Raw genomic sequence first — 23,156 nt, 5'->3', positions numbered from 1 at the left:
CGCGCACATCGTCGGAGTCGGCCCCACCCTGGGTCGGGGCCAGCCAGTCAGGCGTTGACCTCCGCCATGCCGGCGTCCGTGCTGCTGTCGCACAGGGCGGCGAGGCAGCGCTCGGCGTCCAGGGCGGCTGCGCAGCCCGAGCCGGCTGCGGTGATGGCTTGGCGGTGGGTGTGGTCGACGACGTCGCCGACGGCGAAGACGCCAGGGATGTTCGTACGGGTGGAGGGGGAGACAGGCACAGAAACCGGTCCTGCGGGCCCTTACGGTCTGCCGCTGGGGGATCGACACCTGCGTGATGTGCCGTCAGATAAGTCAGCATCTGGTCAGCATCAGTCCCCCCACGTTCCGAAGAGGCTGGCCGATGCGAAGCCTGAGCGGCAGCGTCGCAACGGCCTGGTGCCCGCGGAAGCGCAGGCCAGAAGCCCGCTCGTCCGAGGCAGTGGATTTTCCCTAAGATCTCCGTTCCGATGCCTGCCGGTGTAGAGTGCAAAACGCCCTTGACCTGCAGAAAGCTGGCAGGGAGCCGCCTTCTAGGAGCTCAAATTGCTGCGCAACATGATCAAGTCCAACATCTGACATTTGGTCATCTGTGCAGGTCAGGGCCATGATGGCCGGGCCCAGGTCGGCAAACACTCAGCATGAGACCGGACCCCGTTCCGGCGCTGCTGACCTCCGGGCGAGACAGCGGGGGGCCGGGCCAGCGGTCGCCCGCACGGCTCCGGAAGGCTCCCACTCATGGCTCGACAGCTCGCCCGCGGCATGGGCACGTTCTTCAAGCCTTGTGACTGCGCCCGGCAAACGCGCTGCTCTCACACATACACGATTCGCTTCCGGGACGCGCTGGGGAAGCAGCGCGAGGAGACCGGTTTCAGCACTCAAGACGACGCGATAGACCGCCTCACAGCGCTCTATAAGACCAAGAAGCAGACGGCCCCGACCGTGGCCGAAGCGCGTCGTGAATTGGGGCAGAAGACGGTCAAGGAGTACGCGGAGACGTGGTTGCCTCGTCAGCGGAAGATGACCGATTACTCAACCACGCAGCATGTCGGCAGCTATATCAAGGTCCACATCAATCCTGCCATCGGCTCCCGAAAGCTGAACTCGGTCACCCCGAGCGTCGTTGAGCAGTTCCTCGATGACCTTGAGGCCAATGGTGTCGGGCGCGGCAATCAGATGAATATATATCGCACCCTGAAGTCGATCCTGAGAGATGCCTACGACAAGGGTGCGATGGCTGAGGATCCGGTGAAGGGCGTGCAGGATCCCGAATATGTGCGCAGCAAGGTGGTCATTCCCAAGCTGGACTACATCACCAAGGCCCTTGCGGTGGCAGACAAAGACCTCGCACTGGAGATCACGATGATGGTCGGGTGTGGTCTCCGCAATGGTGAAGCGCGGGCGGTGAACATCAACAACGTGGTTGCAGACGATGTCTACCGAGTCCACGAGCAGATCCATTCGAACCTGCTGAAGCCCGCGAAGCTCAAGCATCGAAAGGTCGGTGAATTCAGAGAGGTGCCGCTGCCGCGTACCGTGCGAGAGGCGATGGAGCGTTTTGAAGAGAAGTATGGAACGACGGAGGAAGGTTATCTCCTCAGAGGTCCGGGCGGCTATTACACCGAAGGTATGGAGCGCCGTCGTGTGCAGAAGCTGTTCAAAGACCTTCCCCCGGTGAGCGGCATGGGCATGTATGGTTTCCGTCACTACTTCGCGTCAAATGCCCTGGGTAAAGGCATACCGATCACTGATGTAGCCGAATGGATGGGGCACAAGTCCATCGAGGAAACCTATCGCACCTATCGGCATCTTATGCCGGGTAGTATCACGAAGGCAGCCCGTGTGCTTGACGCCGGCCTCTGGGAATCCGCCTGAGGGTGGAGTTGCGGTGGGCGGGCTGGATTCCGCACAATTTCGGGCGCTAATTGGACGCCATCTGGTCGCGTGGCGCAGCACGACCCGCACTTGACGTTCACCGCACTACCGGCTCCCCTGAGTCGGTGTCAGCCGATGTATGGTCTGGAGCAGCCGAGGGGGAAGGCAGCAGGTTGCGGGCGGAGGCAGTGGGGCCGGCGTGGGCCAAGGAGGGGCTGGGGCATCGGAGTCCCAAGTTCCCCCTGTCCGTCGAAGGGCCTGTCCGGAGGTTGGTCGACCGGCTCGTGCCGGGGGTGTCCAGCGTCACCAAGTATGCGCGTTACTACACGCTCTACGCCGCGGCCGCCGTCGAGGCCGAGCGCCGGGACCTTGACGCCCAGGGCTGCCGTGAGCTGCTGCGCCGCTCCGAGGTGCTGCTCGCAGCGGTACAGATCGCGCAGTCGCAGGGCGGCATCCCCGACGGCCTCTTCCCACACGGCCATGACGGCGTGCACCCCCGGCTGTCTGCCGGCGACGGGCTCGACCTCGACCTGACCGCCCGGGTCTACTCGCCCCGTTCATGGGGCTTCTGGTCCCAGTACGGTGCGCCTGCCCAGGTCCTCGGCATCGTCGGGTACGACGGGGGCAGGATCCGGCCGGGACGGCACGAATGCCCCACAGAAGTCCGCGAGCTGTTCGCGCCATTGCTCGCCCTCGCAGGCTCCAGGCGAACCGAAGTTCGGCCCGCCGAGTTGCAGGAAGCCGGGGCTGCGGCGCTGGGTCAGCCGTGTGCCGCGGAGCGGGACTGGCTCGCCTCGTTGCTGGCCGCGACCCGCGACGGGATGCACCATCCGGAGGACTGGCAGGCCACCGACCGGACGCGGAGGGCCACGCTGCGCGTGCTCGCGCGGGCGGTCGCGCTGCACGGAGGGGACTCGTACACCGGTGCGCTACGGGAGACCGTCGCGTTCGGCCCGCTCCTGGCCGACGACCCCGTATTGTCCGCTGCCCCCGAGGCAGCCCGCTGGCGGGGGCTGCTGTTGCGCCACTACTCCGTGTCCGCGTGGCGTCGGCTGTGGGCGGACTTCGTGACCGAGGTCGGTGCGCAGGAAGGGCAAGACGGCGGCCAGGACCGGTCGGCGGCCGAGCTTCGTACATGGCTGTGCGACCAGGTGCCTGACGGGACCGTCAACGAGGCGCTCGCCGGACTCGGCCCGGCCTACGACCGGGCCGGGCATTCCGTACCCGTCGAGCCACGGCTCCTTGAGGAGGAACCGGCTCCCTGGCGGGACATCCGGGTCCTCCTCGTGGGCGGCCTCCGCGCCCGTGACGGCGCCGATGGCACGCATCCTCACCCGGGCACTCTGTTCGCAGGGGTCCAGCGCGCCTTCCTCGGCGACCGGCGGGAGTTCCTCGACCCGATGTGGGTGGAGGCCCTGATGCGGGAGTACGGTGACCGGCCGGTCCGGGACCTGGCGTCCCGCTTGGCGGACGACATGTTGGCCCAGTCCCGCAGGGTGGCATTGCGCAAGCTGCGCTACGACCCGCAGACGGGTGGCCTCAAGATCTTCTCCCGCCTCCACATGCGCAACGACCGCTACTTCAGGATCGGCGAGGAGTCGAAGGCAGAGATCGGCATCCGGATCCCTCAGCTCGGTTCCATCGGCCGGCAGCTCGGCCTCTTCGATGCCGACGTGGACGAGGCCGGCTCCCTGACCCTGACCGAAGCGGCGTGGACGAGCCTGGACGTGGGGGCATGACAGCAGCCGTGCACACCGAATTCGCCTCGCCTGTCTCCCTCCTGCGGGCTTGGCAGGAGCGGCCGGACAAGGCACCGCTCAGGGAGTTCCTGGTCCTCGGCTTCACCACCGACCTCCCGTTCCTGGAAGCGGTCGCCGTCCCGGTGGCTCGCGCCCTGGGCGCCCGGGTCGCGATCCTGGGGGACGCCGGACACGCCCTGCACGAGGCGGTCGACGTGCGGCAGGCCGGGCGCGGATACCTCCACGGCGTCGCCTCCTGCCACGGGGCCTTCCACCCCAAACTGGCCCTGCTGCTGGGGGACGACGCCTGCCGCGTCGCCATCGGCTCGGGCAATCCGACGCAGTCGGGATGGGGCACCAACGACGAACTGTGGACGGTCGTCGCCACGGACGGCACGGCTTCCCACCCGCTCCTGGCGGATCTCGCCGACTGGCTGGAGGAGCTGCCGGACGCGGTCGCCATGACCTCCTGGTGGAAAGAACACCTGCACCACATCGCCGGCCTGCTGACCGAGCTGCACTGCGAGGCGCCCGCCCTCGACGCGGAAGGAACGGACGTACGCCTGGTGCACAACCTGCACCGGCCTATCCTCGACCAACTCCCCGCCGGACCGGTGGACGAACTGCGGCTCTACGCCCCCTTCGTGGACCCCTCGGGCGAGATGCTGCGGCTGCTCCGGGAGCGGCTGTCCCCGGCCGACGTGACCTTGGGACTCCAGCGAAGGTGGTCCAGCTACGACGCGGAGGGTGTGAGGCGCGCCTTCGCCGGGCACCCTGCCGCCCGTGTGCGCGAGCTCGCCGAGACGAGGATGCGGCACGGCAAGCTGATCGAGTGGCGCACGGGCGCCCGCTGGCACGCGCTCACCGGAAGCCCCAACCTGACCCGGGCGGCACTCGTCCGTGCCGTGGGGGACGCCCCGCGCGGGACCGGGAACGGCCCCGCCCGCAACTGCGAACTCGCCGTCCTGGCGTCCGGCACCGACCCGCTGCTGCCGGACGAGGGACCGGCCACCCCCGCCCCGGAGCTCACCGGATCCACTGCCGCAGGCCGCGGCCGAGCGGGAACCGCGCCCGCGCTCGTGTTGCTCGGCGTACGGACGGACGGTCCCGCGCTGGAGGCCGTACTGGGCCGCCGTCCCGAGGGCGCGGAGGTCTCCGTCGAACTCTCGTCGGACGGTGGCGCGCCGGGCTCGTGGGCCGCGATCGGGCGCATCCCGGTAGACCGTCACACCGCCACGTTCCCGCTGGCAGCTACGGCACCGGGGGCAGCAGTGCGCGCCACCTGCCGACTGGACGACGGAACGTACGTCGAATCGGCCGTCGCCTTCCTTTACAGTGCCGACCACTGTGCACCGCGCGGCGCGGCCGACACGGTCCCGCGCCTCTCCGGCGGCTACGCCGTCGATGACCTGTTCGGCGACTCGATGGCGGCGCGACGGTTCGAGCAGGACATCGCCCGGCTGCGTGAACTCGTCGTCACGGATGCAGCGGGGCGGCCGACGTCGGCCGCCGGGGTCCCGCCGACGGTGGCCGACTGCCGCCGGACACTGGGCGCGGAGCTGACCGAAGTGGCCTTCGGACCCCTCGCGATGGACCTGCCGCAGCTGCCCCAGGCGCCGGCCGCGCAGCGCTGGCAGATCTCGGAGTACCTCTCGGTGGACGACGAGGAGGAGGCTGCCGAAGCTGGCTTCGACACGGTAGCGGAGGGGGAGGACGCTCCGTCTGCGCTCCCTGACGGTGCACGTGCATACTCCCGCAGGTGGATGAGCAGGCTGGCACGCCGACTGGCGTCCGAGGCAGAGGCAGCGGACAAGGCGGCCGCCGAGGCTGCCGGGAAGAGTCGGCCGGACCCGGCGGGCGACGAGGTGCCTGGGGCCCGGCCCCGCCCGTGGTCCCTGCCGACGACGCTGCTGGTCGCCGCCCTGCACCTGCAGCTCCTCGCCGCGGGCGCCTGGGACGAGAACGACTACAGCTGGCGCGCCGTCACGGTGGACCTGCTCCGCGCACTCACCGCGGTCGCCGCAGCGGACCGGTGGCCGGCGGACGAGGACCTGCCCGCGGAACAGGGAGAACGCCTTGATGCGGTGATCGCCGTACACATATCGCTCCTCGGCCTGCACGGTGAGATCGAGGGACCGGAGGCGGAACCGGTGGCAGCCGCCGCCTGGAGGATGAGCCGTACCGCGGTCGCCCGTGCGCAGCCGGACCGTGCGTCGGACCTCTACTTGCAGGCGAGCCGTCGAGGGGCTCCCGTGGCCACCAAGGCTGACGTCGAAGCTCTCGGCAAGCGGGCCCGCGCCGTACCAGACCCCGTCGTCGAGGCACACCGGGCTCTGGCTGTCGCCCATCTGAGCGCGTCCTACGAGGCCGGTGTCTGGGAACTGGCGGGCGAGTTCAGCAACCCGCAGGCCGCGTGTGCGAAGGCAGTCACGGTGCTGGCCGGCCTGCCCGACGGCCTGTGGCCCGGCCCCGTGCTCGCCCGCGCCCGCGGTCAGGGCACTCGGGTTCCCTGCTTCATGGCCTGGCACCGGCCGGTCCTCGTGCGCCAGCGGGGTACGCAATGGACCAGCTTCCGCGTCCCGGCCCCGGCGACTCCGTCCGCCACGTTCCAGAGCGGAGCGCCCCGCCCCGCAGCCCAGGGCGAGCAGGCCCGACGAGACCTTGGCCCCCTCCTGACCGCAACAGATCTGGACCCCTTGCAGCTGTTCCTCCATCTCAGCGGGAGTCCCTCGCACCTGGACATGTGATGGCGCGTGGCCTGTGGCGTCGCGATCTCGATGCTTGGGACCTTCGCCCGAAGCCTCATCGCATGAATGTGCCCTCGCGTATCTTTATGCGTTATGGCGGCGGCAGGGCCTCTCTGCCTTGCCTCCTGTACCTGCAGATACTTCGAACCGGGAGGGAGCAAGGGTGGCGCTGATTGACACCCGGCTCATCCAGACCGCCGTGATCGGTGGCCGAGAGTCGGACCAGCCCGTCATCCTTCCCGAACAACCGCACAACCTAGACGAGTTCCGTCGGCAGTTCGGCACCAACCGCTTCTGGTGCGGCACGCTCCTCGGCGGCTGCGGGCAGAAACTGATGACCAAGCGGTACGAGACCAAGGTCTGCCATTTCTCCCACTTCCCGGGCCGTGAGGGAAGCAGAGCGTGCGACCGAATCGCTACTGGAGTCGACAGCGCCGACCACCTCTTCATCAAATTGCATGTCAAGGAGTGGCTCGCGGGTCAGGGCCATGCGGCGCAGGCCGAGCTGCGTAGTCTGGGTAGCGGCCCTGGGGATGCCGTGGACTTCTGGCTCCGAGCCACCGAGCAGCACCTGCGGTTCGAACTGCGGCCGGAGGACTACCGCAGCTGGCGCAGGGCTGCCGACAGCCTCGGTGTCAAGGAAGGCCACGTTGAATGGGTGTTCGGGCCTGACGGGCCCATCACACGGGACATGGTGGCCCGCCAGGGATACGCATTGCGTGTCCGCTGTGAAACGGTCGGAACCGACCGCCGCGTCCTCATCGGAACTGTTGCTGACAACCACATCGTGGTCTGGGCGTCCTTGGAATCGTGCCGGATGACCAAGGACGGCATTGTTACGCCGGAGCTCGAGGCACTGCGTGCTGCCGGGGGTGTGCGTGCAGGCGGTATGCGCAACGATCCGTTGCCCGGCAGCCTGCCGCTGCGCGGCGACGAGGTCGTATTCGCAGTTGACTCCGGCAGCGAGAATCCGACGCAGTCTGCCCTCGTGGCCGAGGGCCGCTATTTGGTATCGGGCTTCATCAAACCCGCCGGCAGCCGGATCATCCGAGCCAGCGTCTCCCTCCCGAACGACGTACCTGCCCCCACGGATCAATATGTGTACCGGTTGTCCGGTCCCGCACGCTTGCTGATCACCGACGCAGGTGGTGTCGATGGCTCCCACTACGCGATACGTGCCGACAGCATCGTGCGCCTCAACGGGCTCGATGCCGAACGCACCGGTCTGTGGCGGCCGGCTGTCTCTCTGCCTGAGCAGATATCTGCCCCGTCCGGTACCAGGCGAGTAGGGCCCGCGAGGCCGGAGGCGTCAACCGCGCATGACGTTCCTGGGGATGGTCCGAGCACGGTAGCCGACCAGGTCCGGCAGGAGCTGGAACGAGTAGCGGCCCAGCGCGCCACGACCACCTGGCACGACCTTGCCCGCCGAGTGGGCCGGTATCTCAATCAGCTCCCTGACCCCGCGAGGCGTGACTTGTTGGTGGAGGTGGACAAGCCCGGCCGGCCCGATGCTCCCCTCCTCTGTGTGCTGGTCCATGCTCCTTCGGGACGCGACCTCCCCTACCTGGGCGCCGTCCTCCAGAAGCTCGGTGCGCGAGCGCCGGGCTCAGGGGCGGGCCTTCGCAGTTGGAGCGGCGACATGAGGGAGCGGGCGTACGAGAAGTACTGCCCGAGGGGCGTTTCGCAGTCGTCCTCCCCCCGGCAGACTGTCGGCGAAGCCCCTGACGCGAGGCCGGACAGCGAGGTTTCCGGCGTCAGCGGGGCGGCATCCGTGTCGGAGCCGGAGTCGGAGGCGTCCTCGTCCTACAAACGCCCAGCGGCACTGCTCGCGGAGAGACTGCGCATGCGACTGCGTGACGCGGCGGACGTCAGCCGGAAGCCGGCCGAGAGCCCCGACGCTGACCTTGAACTTGTCGTACAGCAGGCCGAGAGCCACCTCGAAGCCTACAAGTCAGCCTGCCTGAGCACTGGGGACCTGCGAGCATGGCTGTCCACCGGTGACTCGATCGTCGTGAACTTTGAGCGTCTGATCAGCCGCGCATTCGCCGCGAGCCAGGAGGCCCCCAACCCTCCCACGCCGAGTGGCGCAGCCACCGCGGCCACTGAGCAGGAGGCCGCCGATGCCGAGGCGCTGGCCCAGTTCCAGACCATTCTCGACGTGATCCGTGCCGCCCAGGCTGACGGGAATGTGGCGGCAGTAGAGGCCGGCCGCCGCATGGCGGGTCCGCTGTATGCCCGAAAGCTGGCTTCAGCCGACCACGAGCGCTACACCCCCTTTATGCGGGAAGTGAAGGAGTGGTGCCTCTCGCATCAGCCGACGTCGCACGTTGACCCGTGCCTACGGAGGATCCGCGAGCTCCTCGCGGAGCTGGGCCACGATCGCAAGTCGCTGTCAGTGGACAGCCTCCGGGGAGCGCTTCACGAGATCGGTCAGCTCCGCCGCCGGCTCTCCGCGGCGCTGCCTGCTGCCGACGAGGCTGCAGTGAAGCGTTGGCGAGGCCGATTGCACCACCGGGAACTCACCGAACGCCACCGGTCCGGGCAGACGGCCGACACCCCCGTGACGAACACGAACAGGAAGACGGAGAGTCGTGCGGATGCCAGACCATCCGATCGACTGACCATCGAGACCATCGAAAAGCTGGCTGGCGAGGCACGTCAGGTTCTCGCAGACCAATCCCGAGCAGGGGGAATGCTTCTGGCCTGGCGAGACCTACGCCACCGCATGGGTGGCGCGCTGCCCCACCTGCACCCTGACGACCAGGGTGAGCTGCTCGTGGCCGTGGATCGGGAGACACCAGCCGGGGAACCCTTGCTGTCGACACTGATTGCGAGCTCTGACGCCTCGCTGCATTGGCTCTACCGGCACGTTCGCTTCAGTCTTGGACGCGAGCGCATCCCTGACGAGGATCTAGAGGCCCACTGGGCCATGGAGGTCCTTCGCCTGAGGCAGCTGTGGCGCCACCGGTGACGTGACCGGCAAGCCTTTCGATGTCAGGCCCGTCCTGCAGGCAACCAGGCCATCTCGAAACGGTGATGCTGCCCCGCAGCAGACCAATGAAATCCGATAGCACCTAGCCAGAGCCGGAAATAGTCTCAAGGCTCTGTGCGTTGGGGCAGGTCGGCGGAGGGGGAGGTGTCGGGGCTGAAGCTGTTCAGCACTAAGTGGTCGAGTTCGGAAGTCCTTCGGGGGTTGATCAGGCTGCCAGGGCGACGGAGGATTCTTCTTGTCGGTCGGCGGGTGCGTGTCGGTCGAGCCGGGCCAGCAGATCGTCCAGGTCGGAGGTGGTGAACTTCCACTGGAACGGCTGTGCCGTGGCGTTGTAGCGGTCTTCGAACGCTCGGAGCCGGTCCCGGACCTGGCTCAGGTCCGTGAAGTCGCTGGGTTGGACGACCTTGCGCTGGACGATCGAGAAGAAGATCTCGATCTGGTTTGTCCAGGAGGCGTGTACAGGGGTGTGGACCATGACCGCGTTCGGAAACGCCTTGGTCAGACGGTTGATGGCCTTCTTCCCCCGGTGGGAGGAGCCGTTGTCTACGATCCAGAAGACGCGTTTCGCGCTGGCGTAGGGCTCTCGGGTCATGACCTGCTGGACCAAGGTCATGAAGGGCACGATGCCGGTCTTGAGATCGCAGCGACCGAAGACCTTTGCGCGGTGGACGTCGTAGGCGGCCAAGTAGGCCAGCGCGCCGCCGCGCCCGTACTCGTGGTTGACGCGCATCGCCCGGGCCCGGCCCGGGGCCAGGGTCGGATGGCAGCGGCAGCGGGCCTGGACGGAGGTCTTCTCGTCGCTGGAGACGACGTACTCGTCCGGGCCCAGCTGGACGCCCTCGAAGGTACGGGCGTACAGGTCCAGGACGCGCTGGGCCTTGGCCCGGAAGTCCGGGTCGCGGATGAAGATCCAGGACCGGTACTGCCAGGGCTTGAGCGCGTCCTCGCGCAGCCAGCGGCGCACAGTGGATGCGGAGATGGTGTCGGTGATACCTCGCGCGGTCAGCTCGGCGGCCAGCTCCGGACAGGACCAACGCGACAGCGGTACGCCGGTCTCGGCGGGTAACTGGCAAGCCAGCGCCTTGGCCTCGGCGACCTGCACAGGGGTGAAACGTGCGGGGCGCCCGGAGCGCTTGCGGTCGGCCAGAGCCGGCAGCCCGCCGTGGGCGAACCGGCCGCGCCAGGTCCTGACCGTGTCCACGTGCAGCTGGGTCTCGGCGGCGATCCTGGCATTACCCCGGCCACGTGCCGCAAGGAGGACGACTGCGGCACGCTGCCGGGCTTGGTGTGGAGTCTTGTGACCGTAAGCCATCTTCTTCAGTCGGTGGCGCTCGGCGGCGGTCAACACCACCGCCACGGCAGCGCGTATGGACAAGTCCCCGTCCCCCTGGACCCTGCGGCAGGCTGATAGGCCTGAGCGATTTCGGCTGTCCCCCGCTCTTCCTTCCCCTCCATTGGATCTTCGAGGAGGCAGGAAGAGCGGATAGTGACTGGCACGTGTGACGGCCCACCGACCGTGAGGTCGGAGGGCCGTCGTGATCGTTGAAGGTCCGTCGGCACCGCGGATGGCGGCCGGTTGCCTACGCGCGCGTCACCAAGGAGCGGGGGCACTCACGCGGCGGACCGGACTTTGATCGCGTGACTGAGGGCGGTCTGCTCTTCGTCGGGAAGGCGACGCTCGGCATGGAGCATGCGCAGGGCGAAGGTGATGCCCTCCTCGTCCTCGGGGGTGCCGAGGCTGCCCATGTACGGAGGCAGCAGCAGGCTCAGGGCTTCGAGGTCCGTGCGTGCGCAGAGCTTGGCGAGGAGTTCACCGACCGGGTCTTCGTGCTGCTGTGGTCCAGCCGGGGCGGTGGCACGCAGTCCTGCGGCGATGCGGTAGCGGAGCCATTGCTGGTGGGGGCCTGCTGGGACGTCGTCGATGAGCTTGGCCGCGGCCTCGAAGTGTTCGCGGGCCTGCTCGATCTGGCCCAGGTCCCGGTGGGCTCGGGCCATGTTGCCGTGAAGTGAGGCGTAGAAGCCGCGGACACGGTCGTCGCCGACCTTGTCGGCCCGGGTCAGGCACTCCTGGTTCCAGTGCAGGGTCTCCTGCGGGGTCGGCTGGTGCCGGGCGAGGTAGTGCGCGGCGATGCAGGCGTCGTAGTCGTCCTCGGCCGCTTCCCACGCTTGAAGGAACAGCTCCCGTGCTCGGACATCTCGCCCTTCGGCCTCGGCCTGCATACCCTGCACGCACAACTGCACGACGATGTTCTCGGGGTCGGTCACGGTTCTCCTGAGGTTATGAGGGTGCGGTGTTGAGGAAGCGTCAGCTGGAGGTGTTGAGGGCGACGGGCATGACCAGCGTGGTGAAGCTGCCCTGGTCTGCGGAACGCACCACGACAGGTTGGTCTACGGAGGAGATCTCCAGCAGAACGTCGGGCCCGACACTGGCCTCCAGAGCGGGAGCCATGACGGCAGGGTCGAAACCGATCCGCTGGGGCAGGTCTTCATGGCAGACCGCAGGCAGGGTGATGGCGTTGGAGTGATTGGCAAGCGAGACGACCAGCTCGTCGTCGGCGAAGCTCAGAGCGATGTGTGGAGCGTCTGCGTGGCTGTTGACCGCGTCACGCAGGGCCAGGCGATCCACGATCACGCGGTATTCGGGCGAGGCCAGGGCCGAGAGCATCTCGCGGTAGGCAGGGAACAGGTCATCGACCGTCACCAAGGCACGGGACTCTGACGTACTGCGTGCTCGGGCCCCGTCCGGTCCGACCTGGATAGTGACCTGGTGGACTCGCGCCGCCCATTGCCCGAACTCGATCAGGTCAGCGGCGTGCATCAGCAGGCGGCGGGGCCCTCCGTCGAGTGCCTCCGGCCTCAGGACGCGCATCGACAGGCGGTAGCGATCGGTAGCCACCAGACGGACCTCGCCGTCCTCGATCTCGATGAGGACGCAACCCAGCGCAGGGTGTTCCCCGTCGGCGGCTGCGGCTGGCACCACCTGGCGTACCGCACTGGCCAACTCCACGCCGCCGATTCGCGCTTCCGTCATGATGTCGGCAGTCGAGAGGGAACGCAGAGCCACCGCGATGGCAGCCTTGGCTGTCTGCGTCTGATCCCGCATCCTCTCCAGGTGCCGCTCCAGCACCTTCCGGCCCTCACGCTCAGGCCCGTCGAGCACCACGGTGACCTCGGCCAGCGGCAGTCCCGCTTCTCGCAGACTGCGCAGGAGAGCGGCACGGGCCTCCTGAGCAGGACTGTAGAAGCGGTATCCGGTCGTCCCGTCAACCCACGCCGGCCGCAGAACGCGGCAGTCGTCGTAGAAACGCAAGGCGCTCGGAGCGAGACCCACTCGCCGCGCGAAGGCGCTGATGCTCAGTAGTTCCGCGGTGCCATCCATGGACCCGATTGTTGACCTTCATCCAACTTGAAGGTCAACTCGCACCTCGACCGCGTTCCACGCCACCACCTGGCACGGGAGCTTCCTCAGCGTCAACCCCCGAAGGACTTCCGAACTCGACCACTAAGGGCGGCGTGACCGAGGTCATGCCGCGGCTGGCCGATGAAGAGGCCGAGGTGCAGGACCTCGTTGAGGCCCACATGGAGGCCATGCTCGGGGTACGCTTCCTGGCAAGTGAGTACAGCACCGGGCCGGTACACGGCGGCCGGATCGACTCACTGGGTATCGACGAGAACAGCGCCCCGGTGATTGTTGAGTACAAGCGTTCGACTGATGCGGGTGTGATCAACCAGGGCCTGTTCTACCTGGCCTGGTTGATGGATCACCGGGATGCCTTCCGGCGCCTGGTCCGCGACCGGCTCGGCGCGCAGGCCGCGGCCCGGGTGCGGTGGAGCGCGCCGAGGTTGATCTGCGTGGCTGGCGATTTCACGCGCTACGACCTGCACGCGGTCCGCGAGCACCGGCACTCCATCGACCTGGTGCGCTACCGGATCTTCGGCGACGAGCACTTCGGCCTGGAGACCGTCGCCTCGGCAGGCGGGACCCGTACGCCGGCGCGGGCGGGGCGCGGCTGGGGCACGGCTCGGGGGAAGCGTGCCGAGCGGTCGGACGGGGCGATGGGCGAGCTGGCAGCGGCGGTCGACGAGGTGCTGCTGGGACTCGGCGAGGGCGTCACCAAGGTCGAGAACCAGACCTACACCGCCTACCAGCGGCTGCAGAACTTCGCCTGTGTCTGCCCGCGGAAGAGCAGGCTGCTGGTTTACCTCAAGGCCAGCCCGGACGAGGTCGCGCTCGTCCCCGGGTTCAGCCGGGACGTGACGGGGCTCGGCCACCACGGCACGGGCAACCTGGAGGTACGCCTGCATACCGAGCGCGACCTTGAGCGCGCCCAGGAGCTGTTCCGGATGAGCTATGCCGCAGCGTGAGCGTGAACGGATCTGCGGAATTCTGTCGTTGTGGGTCTGGGGCGTCGTGTAGGCCCTTCGGCGGTGCGGATAGTCGAGTGGCGGTGGGTATGCAATGTCGCGGCGATTCCCCGCTTTGGCTAACCGGGGAATCACCTGTTATACGTCGGCCGTCTGGCGGCAGCGCCGGGTCGTGATGAACCGCTGGCCTGGCCCTATTCGAGTACGGACACATCGGGTTCCGCCTGGGCTCGGCCCGCCGGATGAAAGGCTGAGCCCGGGCCGGCGGTATCGGGCCAGGCGTACTCGCTGTACATGGTGCCGGCGGCGATGTGCTGGAGCGCTGCAGAGAGGTAGGGCGGAAGCGGTTGGGGCAGGCAGGTGGTTTTGCGCCACTGCCATCCTTCGCATTTGTCCGGCTCGGGGTTGGCGATGTTGCCGTGCCAGCGGTTGGCTTCGAAGAAGAACGCGATCCTTTGGGAACCGGAGCCAGTGGAGACGTGGTGCATGAGGTGCACGAAGCGCAGGTGGCTGGCGTCGACGGTGGCGCTGGTTTCCTCGGCGAATTCGCGGGCGGCCGCCGCACGGGCGGGTTCGTGTTCCTCCATGAGCCCGGCCGGGATCTGCCACATGCCAGGGAATACCCGCTGTTGTCGGCGCTGGCTCATGAGGATTTCGTCGCCGCGGCGGAGCAGGAGGTGGACGTCGGCGTAGTGGGAGGCGTATCTGCGTCCTAAGCCGGCGGTGTTCTCAGGCATCGTGCTCCTCGTCGGTCAAATCGGTGGCATGTGGGGGCGGCAGCATCCCCGCCCGCCCCTGGGCGTGAAGCGGTCCTCTACCTGGCGTTCGGGGTGAACTCTTCAGGGAGGAGCGATCCGGCCAGCAGTCGCGGAGGCGGCCCTGTGAGGTGACGCGCAGGCGGAGGATGCCTTCCATCTGGAATCCGGCCTTGAGGGCGACGGCGCGGGAGGCGTCGTTTCCGACGCGGGCCATCCACGTGATGATCGGGAGATCGAGGTCTTCGAAACCCCAGCGGCAGATCCGGATGACGGCCTCGGTCGCGATGCCCTGGCCGCGGACGGACTTGCCGATCCAGTATCCGATCGAGGGTGCGTGCTTGGGGCGCTGATGGAGGCTGATCACTCCAGCAGGGCCGCCGGTGGCGGTGATGGTGACGACGAACGTGGTGTTGTCGCCCCGCTCGCGTGTGCTGGCCACGAACTGCTCGGCGTCGCGTCGTGCATAGGGGCTGGGGACGGTGGTGTTGCGCTGGATCTCCGGGTCCTGGAGTTCGGCCGTGATCCAGTCGATGTCGCATTCTTCCGGGACTCGAAGGGTCAGGCGGGCGCTGGTGAGGCTCACAGGTACGGTTCCGTTCTGCAGCGGACAGGCGCAGGAGCGTACTGGTGCGAAGGCTGCCAGCGCGGCCCGTTTTCCGCGGCGACCATGTGGTGGCCAGGCAGCGACTGCTCGCACCGGGAGCGGTGCGACTACGGGGACTGCGGATGCATGGCACCGGTTCAACGGTGGAATGTGGCGGGCTGAGGTAGCCAGAGACGTAGCCCCCTGCCCTTGCTGGACTGCCTTGCCCAGATCGGTCTGGAGCCACCCGTGCTGCTGCCGGGCCCAAGGGAGCAGGCCGCCGACGCCACCTGTCGCGGAGGTTCCGTGCGCGGGGGAGTTCCAGTCCGGTACCTGGGCGCGCATGGCTGCTTCCTTCGGGAACTCCGCGTGCTCACGGTGGCCACAGGGTTACGTTCGGTCGAGGGTGTGTGCGTGATGCGCAAATGGGTTGCGCGCAGGGGGATTTGACTCGGCTCTGATCCGGCTCCTGTGTGTGCTTGTCGGGAACCGGCACCACCAGGTCGTGCGGTGGGTTGTCTTCTGGCGTGGCCGGTCTGAGCGAGTCCGGCGCCGCCCGCGACGGGCGGTGGGACTCCGGCGTGCAGGCATCGGGCAGGAACCCGTTCCGGCGGGAGCGCCTGGCGGTGTGGGCTGCCGGGTGTCCGGCGGCTTTAGGCCGCGGCGAGGGCGAGGAAGGCGGGGACGCCGTCAGCAGCACGGTAACGCTGGAAGTCCGGCACGAGGTCCTGGACGAGCCGTTCGCAGCGCGGGGCGCCGATGCGGCGGGAGAGGGTGAGTGCTTCTCCGGCTGCGTGGGCGGCGAGTTCGGGTTCCTTGAGTTGGAGGTGGCTGGCCGCCTCGTACGCCAGGAAGACGCCGCGGGTTTTGGCTCGGGAGTCGGGCAGGAGGTCTTGGCCCTCGGTGATGAGCTGGTGGGCGCGGCGGGCGTCTCCGAGATCGAGGAGGGCCTGGCCGGAGTCGACAGCGAGGTCGGCTTCGGACAGCCACGAGCACCAGGCCGGCAGTGGCCGGCCGGACGAGGCCCCGAAGTGGTGCTCGGCCGCTTCGAGGGCCCGCAGGGCGGCTTGCTTGTCCTGTTTCGCGGCGAGGGTGCGGGCGAGACGGAGGTGGAGGAGGGAGCGGGCCGCGGGGTGCTGGGCGCGTTTGAGGGCCTGTCGGAGGATTCCGGTGGCGGTGGTGTGGTCCTTGCGCCAGGCGGCCTGGTAGGCGAGGTCGCCGAGCATCGCGGCTCCGAGGTCGGGGTCGCCGGTGGCGTGGGCGCTGTGGAGGCCGGCGATCCAGAGTTTGCCGGCGGCGGTGTGGTGGCCGTGGTCGAAGCGGTGCCAGGCCACGGTCTGCGCGAGGGAGGCGGCCAGGGTGTGGAGGCGTAGGCCGGTGGCCTTGTTGTAGCGGCCGCCGTCGATGAGGTCGGTGACAGTCTTGAGGTGGGCGTCCAGCAGGGCGGAGACGTGCTGGCGCTGCTCGGTGACCAGGCTGTTGAGCTGCCGGCTGATGTCCTCCAGGACGGTCACCGTCTCCTCGCCGACCAGCTTCTCTCCCCCCAGCTGCACTGCGAGAGAGCTCCCGGGCCCGGTGGCCCAGGCCGCGGCGAGCGCGGTGAGCGCTGTCCCGGAGATGGTGAGGAAGGTACGGCGTTCCAGTGGTTCCATGGCGGTGTTGAGGGCCTCTCGCAGTGCGATGACGGTGCTGGACGGTCCGAGAGGCACAACGCCCCCGTCCCCCGCGGGCAGCCAATGCGGCCAGGCAGCCGAGTCGACCAGATCGAGGGGGAGCTCCAAGGCCTCCGCGATGTAGAGCTGGGTCTCGGCCTCCGGGGTGACCCCGAGGACTTCCCACTTGCGGATTCGGTGCTTGTCGGTGCCCGAGCGCAGGCCGCGTCGCTCGGCCGCCGCGCAGATGAGCTTCGCGAGGTCGACCCGGGTCAGGCCCTTGGACGCGCGCTGGTGGGCCAGCGGGTGAGTGCACTCGGTCACGTAGTCAGTCAAGCACCGTCCGTGGCTGCCTGGGAGGGGTTCCGCGAGCGGGACCCCCGGCGGGACCCCCGCCAAGCCGTCGCGTCTGGGGCACGTGTGCTCGAAGCTCGATCCTCCGAGCGGATACCTGCCCGGCCGTACAAGGCCCGGCGTCCGTCTCGTTCCCGCATGCTCCGAAGGGAGACATCGTCATGCCCCGTTCCCCGGCTCCTCGCCCGACGCGCCTGGTGATGGCCGAGGCCGGCTGCCGTGCCGGGCGGAGTCCGGAACCGATGCTGCAGACCTGTCCGTACCTCTCCAGCGTCCGGCCCGGTGCCGACCCGCACCTGGTGTACCTGACCGACACCTCCGGGCCCGAGGCCCCCACCGGGCCGCCCCCTCCGCCGACGGCCGTGTTCGGGCTCGTGGGACTGGACCGGGCGATCGTGTGGCAGGACGACGCCGAGGTCCTCGGCCTCCTGCGCTACGCCGCCTCCGGCCCCCGCGCGACCGGCGAGCTCGTGACCCGCTTCGGGGCCGGCCGGGTTTCCGCGGCGGCTGACCGGGGGTGGCTGCAGGATCCCGGTCGCCTGTGCCGGGAGTACCGCCTGGTCTCCGGTGAGATCGAGGTGACCGCGCACTGCAACTGGGGCTGCGTCTCCTGCCCGGTCGCTACCGACCCGAAGCCGCGCCGCACGATGCCGATGCCCCTGTTCGAGGAGATCATCGGCAAGCTCGCCGCGGCCGGCGCCCAGTACGTGACCTTCCAGTTCTTCAACGAGCCCACCCTCGACCGGCACTTCGTCCAGCGGCTGGAGGCCCTGGCCGCCCGCGGGATGCCGCTGGCCCTGTACTCGAACGCCTCCGCGCTGACCGCGGACAAGATCGCCGCGCTCCAGCGGACCGGGGTGCTCAAGCACCTGATCGTCAACATCCCCTCCGCCGAGGAGACGGAGTTCAACGTCCTCACCGGCTCGCGACACTTCCGGCACACGATGGGTAACACGGAGGCGGCCCTGGCGGCCGGCCTGCCGGTGCAGGTCGTCGTCAACGGGGTCGGCGCGCGCCTGAAGCGGAATCTGGAGGGCGTGGAGCGGCACTTCACACCGCTTGGCGCCGAGGTGTATCCGAGCCTGATCTGCGATCGGGCCGGTGAGCTGGGCGGCGAGTACGCCCAGGACGTCCACGTGGCGGGGCGGCTGACCGGCTGCGGCTGGCCGGTGCAGCACGTCAACATATCGGTCGCCGGCGACCTGTTCCTCTGCTGCAACGACTACTACCAGCGCGAGACCTTCGGCCACGTCCGGGACGGCTCGATCGACGAGCTGATGGCGAGCGAGCGAGCGGTCTCGCTGCGCCGCAAGGTCTTCGGCGTCGAGACGGCCCCGGACGACTTCCTGTGCCGGCGCTGCCACAACCAGCTGCCCGACTTCCCCGGCCGGGACTTCCGCCCGATCGCGACCTTCGGATAGGAGGCGATCCATCATGAAAACGCCCGTACGGATCTGGTACGTGGCCGGCCAGCGGCTGTGCAACCTGTCCTGCGAACGATGCGTGTCCATCGGCGAGTGGGCCATGAGCAACCGCTACGACTGGAAGAACCCCGAGGACCGCGACGTCTACGAGCAGGTCGTGACCTGGATCGGGACCCGCCCCTACCCGGTGAAGGTCCGTCTGGGCACCCTCGGCGAGCCGTTCGCGAGCACCTTCTTCCTGGAGAGGGCGGCCTGGCTGACCCGGCAGAGCGACGTCGAGTACGTCGAGCTGCTCTCCAACGCGATCCTGCTGCCCAGGCGGCTGCCCAAGCTCGAAGCGGACGCGAACCTCGGCAAGCTGTCGCTCTGGCTGACCTGGCACGACGGGCAGGTCGACCTGGAGCGGTTCATCAAGGCCGCGGCCTTCGCCCAGGAGCGCTACGGCTGCTTCGTGGTCGTCAACACCCTGCTGTTCGAGAGCAACGCGGAGGCCGTGGCCCGCGCCCGGGACGCTGCCGTCGCCGCCGGCCTGCGGTTCAACGTCGACCTCGGCTACGACCCGACCGCAGCCGTCCAGGACCCGTCCGCCGCTGTTCCGGTCCTTCAAAGCTCCGACGCCCTGGACACGCTGGCCGCTCTCGGAGGGAACCGGGCCCTGGCCGAAGCCGCCCTGGTCGGGATCACTTCCTGCCGGGGAATGCTCTGCCGCGCCGGCCACGACACGGCGTTCATCGACATCCACGGCCAGGCCTACCGCTGCTCCAACTACTCCTCCCAGGAGCAGCCCCCGCTGGGCAGCGTCCTGGGCCCCGGCTTCGACCTCCCGCTGCGCCCCGAACCGTGGGCGCCGTGCGCGGCCCGGGGCGGGTGCGGCAACAAGGAGGACTTCCTCAACCTGCAGATCGCTGGCCCCCTGCGCCCCTCCACGGTCCCCAGCCTCGGCTGGACCGACGCCTGACCCCGCCAGCCCGCCCGATCCCGCTCCCGGAAGGAAGTGTTCTCGTGCTCATCGGCGACATGACCTGGCCCGACCTGAACCCGGGCCCCGACACCCACGTCATCCTCCCCGTCGGCGCCCTGGAACCGCACGGCCCGCACCTCCCGCTCGGCTCCGACACCATGATCAGCGACCACTTCGCCCACCGCCTCGCCGCCGCCGTCGCTGGGCACGTCGCCCCGACCCTCGGCTACGGCGTGGCCACGCCCGGCCAGCGCCTGGGCGGCGCCTTCCCCGGCGTCATCAGCATCACCGGCGCCACCTTCACCGCCCTGGTCACCGACATCCTCACTGCCCTGGCCCGCCACGGCTACCGGCGCCTGATCCTGCTGAACTCGGCCATCGACAACATCGCGTTCCTGTGCGAGGCCGCCCGCCACCTGACCGAACACGTCCCCGGCGCGCGGGTGATGATCGTGAACTGGTGGGACGTCGTGGGCGAGGACTTCCGCAACGCTCTCGCTGACGAGACCGGGACCGCCCGCGCGGACGACCACCACGCCGGGATGGTCGAGTCCAGCCTCGTCATGCACATCAGCCCGCACGCCGTCCGCCCTGACCGGCTGCCCGCCGATGGCGGCACCGAGCAGCCCCGCCGGATCAGCTACCACCTCTACCCGCAGCCGGCCGACACCACCACGAGCACCGGCATCGTCTACACCGCTGCCCACGCCGGCCCGGAGCTCGGCGAGCGGGTCGCCGACCAGGTCGCCGCGCAGCTCGCCGACGCCGTCCTGCGCGAGTTCACCATGCCCCTGCCGTCCTGAACCCAGGCCGCTACCCGGGCCCGGCCCGGGGGCTCTCCCGAAGGAGACCGACACCCATGTCCCTCGGCAACGAGCTGTTCGTGTTCTCGCCCTCCGCCTCCTACCCGAGGCCGTTCGCGGCCGTCATCGACGACCGCGCCCGGATCGTCCATGCCTGGTCCAGCCCGATCGGCCAGCCTGACATCGAGACCAGCCCGCCGTCCTACCTCCGCGGCTGGAACCACGTCGAAGTCGCCCCGGACGGATCCCTGTTCGCGATCGTGCCGCTGCACGCCCTGCTCAAGCTCGCCCCGGACTCCACCCTCACCTGGCGCGCCGACCTCCCGGCCCACCACGACCTCGCTCTCGCCCCCCGCGGCGAGATCTACGTCCTGACCGAAGAGCCCCGCCCGGTGCCCTGCACCGGCGGCTCCCACGTCCTGCTCGACAACTCCATCACCGTCCTCGGCCCCGACGGCCAGCTGCGCGACGCGCACTCCCTTTACGAGATCCTCACCACCGACCCGGCCCTGGCCACGCTGATCACCGACGCGATCGACCGCCACCGCGACGCCGGCCGGACCGCAGACACCGCCGCCCTCGCCCCGCGGCTGGAAGGCCCGAACGGCTGGCGGCGCGGCCGCGACATCTCCCGCCTGCTGCGCTCCCGGTCCGGCTCGCCCAGCGACATCCTGCACACCAACACCCTCGAAATCCTCACCCACGCCCATCCGGCCGGCCTGTGGGCGGCCGGAGACGTCCTGGTCTCGCTGCGCGACCTCGACCTCATCGCCATCCTCGACCTCCGCGCCCGCGCCGTGCGCTGGTGGTGGGGTCCCCGTGAGCTGTCCGGCCAGCACCAGCCCTCCGCCCAGCCCGACGGCACCATCCTCGTCTTCGACAACGGCCGCCGCACCGGCCGCTCCCGCATCCTGGAGATCGAACCTGTCGCCCGGGCCGTCGTCTGGGAGTACGAGCCCGGCCTGTTCTGCGAGATGGCCGGAGGGTGCGAGCGCCTGGCCGACGGCACGGTCCTCATCAGCGACGCCCAGGCCGGCCGCGCGCTGATCGTCGACCGCGACGGCCGCAAACGGTGGCAGGTCCAGGTCTCCACCAGCACCACGGGCGCTAGCTCCCGCGCGGAGTTCTACCGACTCTCCGCCATCCCCGGTGCCGCCGCCAGCCACCTGGGGACCGGGGACCGGCCCGCTCGCACCCTGACCCAATCCCGCGTCTGCTGCCAGCTCGTCCAGACCGTACGGAGCCCCCTGTGATCAGTGTGATCATCCCCACCCGCGACCGCCCCGGACCGCTCCACCGCGCCCTGCGCAGCGTCGCCCGCCAGACCTACCGGCACTTCGAGGTCATCGTCGTCCGCGACGGCGGCCACACCGTCGAGCCGGTCATCGACCGCTGGCAGCGCGAGATACCCATCCGCCTCCTGGAATCCGACACCCCGCACGGCGTCTCCCACGCCCGCAACAGTGCCATCGCCGTCGCGCAGGGCGACCACATCGCCCTCCTCGACGACGACGACGTCTTCCTGCCCCACCACCTCCAGGCCGCGGCCGACGCGCTGCGCACCCGCCGGGTCGACACCGTCTACGGCCAGGCCCTCGTCAGTCCCACCTGGATCGAGGACCTGCCGCGCGACCGGGGCCACCTGCCGTGCAAGGACTACGCGTTCGACCCGGCCTTCCTCTCCGTCGCCAACACCATCCACACGGGCTCCGTCGTCACCCGCAACCCGGCCGACAGCCCCTGCCGGTTCGACGAGACGCTGCACCACTGCGAGGACTGGGACTTCTTCCTCGCCCTCCGCGCGGCCGGTCACCGCTTCGCCCGCCTCGACACCATCACCAGCGTCTACCACCAGGTACCTGTGCCCGGCGCCGTCCACACCGCCTACCAGTCCACCCCGACCCCGTTCACCCGGGCACGTACCCTCCTCTACGACCGCTGGCCCGCCGCGACCGGCCGCGCCGAGGAATACCGGGACTGGTTCCGCCACTTCGACCAGCGCCTCGACACCCTCATCGCCCACAGCCTGGACGTCCCGCCCCACGTCTACGAACACGCCGTCCGCCAGCTTCACGCCACCTTCACCGAGCGCCGCTCACCGGACCGCGACCTCCTTGGCCGGCTCCTCCCCCTCACCCCGGCCGCACCCGCCCGACAAAGCAGCCGGACCCTCACTCTCCGACCGGCGGTGACGCATGCAGGCCGGTGACGCCCCGTACGACGGCTTCGCGGAGACCTTCGCCCGCGAGGCTGCCGTCAGCGCCTACAACGCCCACTACGACCGCCCCACCGTCCTCGGCCTGATCGGCGACGTTAACGGCCTCGACATCCTGGACGCCGGCTGCGGACCCGGCCTGTACCTGTCCGAGCTCGCCGCCCGCGGCGCCCGCCCCGTCGGCATCGACCAGAGCGCCGACATGGTCCGCCTCGCCGCCCAGCGCCTCGGCTCCCTCGCAAGACTCCGTCAGCATGACCTGACCGAGCCCCTCACCTGGGCAGACGACGAGCAGTTCGACATCGTCCTGCTCACCCTGGTTCTCCATTACCTCCCCGACCGGGTCAGCACGTTGCGGGAACTTGCCCGCGTCCTGCGACCCAGCGGGCAGATCGTCATTTCGACCAGCCACCCCGCAGCGGACTGGCTCGCCCGGGGCGGCAGCTATTTCACCAGCGGCTTCATAGAGGAGACCTGGTCGAACGGCATGACACACCGTTACTGGCATCAGCCCCTCCAGGCGTGGCTCGACGAGTTCACCGCAGCCGGACTCACCCTCGACCGCCTCGTTGAACACCAGCCTCTTCCGTCGATGGCCCGTCATCACCCGGCCGAGCACGAGAAACTGGCCTGCCAGCCTGGCTTCATGGCCGTCCGGCTCAGTAAACGGCACCCTGGAACCTAGGTTCAG

Annotated in this window: 17 protein-coding genes and 1 pseudogene; 11 read left to right on the top strand and 7 right to left on the bottom strand. The window is 69.1% G+C overall.

The features are described 5' to 3' along the window. Positions 1-47: 47 nt before the first annotated feature. Positions 48-230 (bottom strand): annotated as a pseudogene (locus OG207_RS07155) (thioredoxin-disulfide reductase); the annotation flags it as partial. A gap of 505 nt (positions 231-735) precedes the next feature. Here OG207_RS07155 and OG207_RS07150 point away from each other — a divergent pair. The 4 genes from OG207_RS07150 to OG207_RS07135 all read left to right on the top strand — a co-directional run bounded on the left by OG207_RS07150 (position 736) and on the right by OG207_RS07135 (position 9,329). After that, positions 736-1,872, top strand: a complete 1,137-nt coding sequence (locus tag OG207_RS07150) for a tyrosine-type recombinase/integrase (RefSeq protein ID WP_329096898.1) — start codon at positions 736-738, stop codon at positions 1,870-1,872. A gap of 293 nt (positions 1,873-2,165) precedes the next feature. After that, positions 2,166-3,611 (top strand): hypothetical protein, encoded by a 1,446-nt coding sequence (locus OG207_RS07145; RefSeq protein ID WP_285523608.1) that lies wholly within the window; start codon positions 2,166-2,168, stop codon positions 3,609-3,611. Continuing rightward, entirely contained in the window at positions 3,608-6,358 is a 2,751-nt protein-coding gene (locus tag OG207_RS07140) for a hypothetical protein (RefSeq protein WP_285523609.1), read from the top strand. Before OG207_RS07145 ends, OG207_RS07140 begins: the two co-directional genes overlap by 4 nt. Positions 6,359-6,521: 163 nt before the next feature. Continuing rightward, a complete protein-coding gene (locus OG207_RS07135) occupies positions 6,522-9,329 on the top strand; it encodes a hypothetical protein (RefSeq protein ID WP_329096892.1) in 2,808 nt (935 codons plus the stop codon). 226 nt (positions 9,330-9,555) lie between these two features. Here the strand turns inward: OG207_RS07135 and OG207_RS07130 are convergent, their stop codons facing one another. From OG207_RS07130 to OG207_RS07120, 3 genes are all read right to left on the bottom strand, one after another. Continuing rightward, a complete protein-coding gene (locus OG207_RS07130) occupies positions 9,556-10,725 on the bottom strand; it encodes an IS630 family transposase (protein WP_329096891.1) in 1,170 nt (389 codons plus the stop codon). A gap of 236 nt (positions 10,726-10,961) precedes the next feature. Further along, entirely contained in the window at positions 10,962-11,615 is a 654-nt protein-coding gene (locus OG207_RS07125; RefSeq protein ID WP_329096889.1) for a hypothetical protein, read from the bottom strand. Positions 11,616-11,655: 40 nt separating this feature from the next. Further along, positions 11,656-12,729 carry a DNA polymerase III subunit beta family protein gene (locus OG207_RS07120; protein ID WP_329096887.1) on the bottom strand — a complete coding sequence of 358 codons (1,074 nt, stop codon included), beginning with the start codon at positions 12,727-12,729 and terminating at the stop codon, positions 11,656-11,658. Positions 12,730-12,875: 146 nt separating this feature from the next. On the opposite strand from OG207_RS07120, the gene OG207_RS07115 reads away from it, so the two are divergent. After that, a complete protein-coding gene (locus OG207_RS07115) occupies positions 12,876-13,715 on the top strand; it encodes a DUF5655 domain-containing protein (RefSeq protein WP_329107473.1) in 840 nt (279 codons plus the stop codon). Between the two features lie 194 nt (positions 13,716-13,909). Here the strand turns inward: OG207_RS07115 and OG207_RS07110 are convergent, their stop codons facing one another. From OG207_RS07110 to OG207_RS07100, 3 genes are all read right to left on the bottom strand, one after another. Beyond that, a complete protein-coding gene (locus tag OG207_RS07110; RefSeq protein WP_285529623.1) occupies positions 13,910-14,452 on the bottom strand; it encodes an NUDIX domain-containing protein in 543 nt (180 codons plus the stop codon). Further along, on the bottom strand, positions 14,445-15,056 hold the full coding sequence (locus OG207_RS07105; RefSeq protein ID WP_329096885.1) for a GNAT family N-acetyltransferase: 612 nt from the start codon (positions 15,054-15,056) through the stop codon (positions 14,445-14,447). The genes OG207_RS07110 and OG207_RS07105 overlap by 8 nt, the downstream gene beginning before the upstream one ends. 653 nt (positions 15,057-15,709) lie before the next feature. Beyond that, entirely contained in the window at positions 15,710-17,032 is a 1,323-nt protein-coding gene (locus OG207_RS07100) for an XRE family transcriptional regulator (RefSeq protein WP_285529626.1), read from the bottom strand. 191 nt (positions 17,033-17,223) lie between these two features. Between OG207_RS07100 and OG207_RS07095 the strand changes: the two genes are divergently transcribed. From OG207_RS07095 to OG207_RS07070, 6 genes are read left to right on the top strand one after another with little or no spacing between them, the layout of a single operon-like run. Beyond that, positions 17,224-18,483, top strand: a complete 1,260-nt coding sequence (locus OG207_RS07095) for a radical SAM/SPASM domain-containing protein (RefSeq protein ID WP_329096881.1) — start codon at positions 17,224-17,226, stop codon at positions 18,481-18,483. Between the two features lie 13 nt (positions 18,484-18,496). Beyond that, positions 18,497-19,444, top strand: a complete 948-nt coding sequence (locus OG207_RS07090; protein WP_329096879.1) for a hypothetical protein — start codon at positions 18,497-18,499, stop codon at positions 19,442-19,444. Between the two features lie 44 nt (positions 19,445-19,488). Beyond that, entirely contained in the window at positions 19,489-20,250 is a 762-nt protein-coding gene (locus tag OG207_RS07085) for a creatininase family protein (protein WP_329096877.1), read from the top strand. Between the two features lie 56 nt (positions 20,251-20,306). Next, complete coding sequence (locus tag OG207_RS07080) at positions 20,307-21,503, top strand: arylsulfotransferase family protein (protein WP_329096875.1); 1,197 nt, start codon at positions 20,307-20,309, stop codon at positions 21,501-21,503. Then, positions 21,500-22,459 carry a glycosyltransferase family 2 protein gene (locus OG207_RS07075; RefSeq protein ID WP_329096873.1) on the top strand — a complete coding sequence of 320 codons (960 nt, stop codon included), beginning with the start codon at positions 21,500-21,502 and terminating at the stop codon, positions 22,457-22,459. Before OG207_RS07080 ends, OG207_RS07075 begins: the two co-directional genes overlap by 4 nt. Continuing rightward, positions 22,446-23,150: a class I SAM-dependent methyltransferase gene (locus OG207_RS07070; RefSeq protein ID WP_329096871.1), complete on the top strand. Its 705-nt coding sequence runs from the start codon at positions 22,446-22,448 to the stop codon at positions 23,148-23,150. The genes OG207_RS07075 and OG207_RS07070 overlap by 14 nt, the downstream gene beginning before the upstream one ends. The last annotated feature ends 6 nt before the right edge of the window (positions 23,151-23,156 follow it).

Origin of the sequence: Streptomyces sp. NBC_01439, assembly GCF_036227605.1 — a bacterium.
Lineage (GTDB): Bacteria > Actinomycetota > Actinomycetes > Streptomycetales > Streptomycetaceae > Streptomyces.
This window is presented reverse-complemented; position numbering and strand designations above follow the sequence as displayed.

What these genes read in the sequence shown, in the direction of transcription:
- OG207_RS07150 (WP_329096898.1), top strand. Translation starts at nt 736, where the DNA reads ATGGCTCGACAGCTCGCCCGCGGCATGGGCACGTTCTTCAAGCCTTGT.
- OG207_RS07140 (WP_285523609.1), top strand. Translation starts at nt 3,608, where the DNA reads ATGACAGCAGCCGTGCACACCGAATTCGCCTCGCCTGTCTCCCTCCTG.
- OG207_RS07120 (WP_329096887.1), bottom strand. Translation starts at nt 12,729, where the DNA reads ATGGATGGCACCGCGGAACTACTGAGCATCAGCGCCTTCGCGCGGCGA.
- OG207_RS07115 (WP_329107473.1), top strand. Translation starts at nt 12,876, where the DNA reads ATGCCGCGGCTGGCCGATGAAGAGGCCGAGGTGCAGGACCTCGTTGAG.
- OG207_RS07110 (WP_285529623.1), bottom strand. Translation starts at nt 14,452, where the DNA reads ATGCCTGAGAACACCGCCGGCTTAGGACGCAGATACGCCTCCCACTAC.
- OG207_RS07095 (WP_329096881.1), top strand. Translation starts at nt 17,224, where the DNA reads ATGCCCCGTTCCCCGGCTCCTCGCCCGACGCGCCTGGTGATGGCCGAG.
- OG207_RS07090 (WP_329096879.1), top strand. Translation starts at nt 18,497, where the DNA reads ATGAAAACGCCCGTACGGATCTGGTACGTGGCCGGCCAGCGGCTGTGC.
- OG207_RS07080 (WP_329096875.1), top strand. Translation starts at nt 20,307, where the DNA reads ATGTCCCTCGGCAACGAGCTGTTCGTGTTCTCGCCCTCCGCCTCCTAC.
- OG207_RS07070 (WP_329096871.1), top strand. Translation starts at nt 22,446, where the DNA reads ATGCAGGCCGGTGACGCCCCGTACGACGGCTTCGCGGAGACCTTCGCC.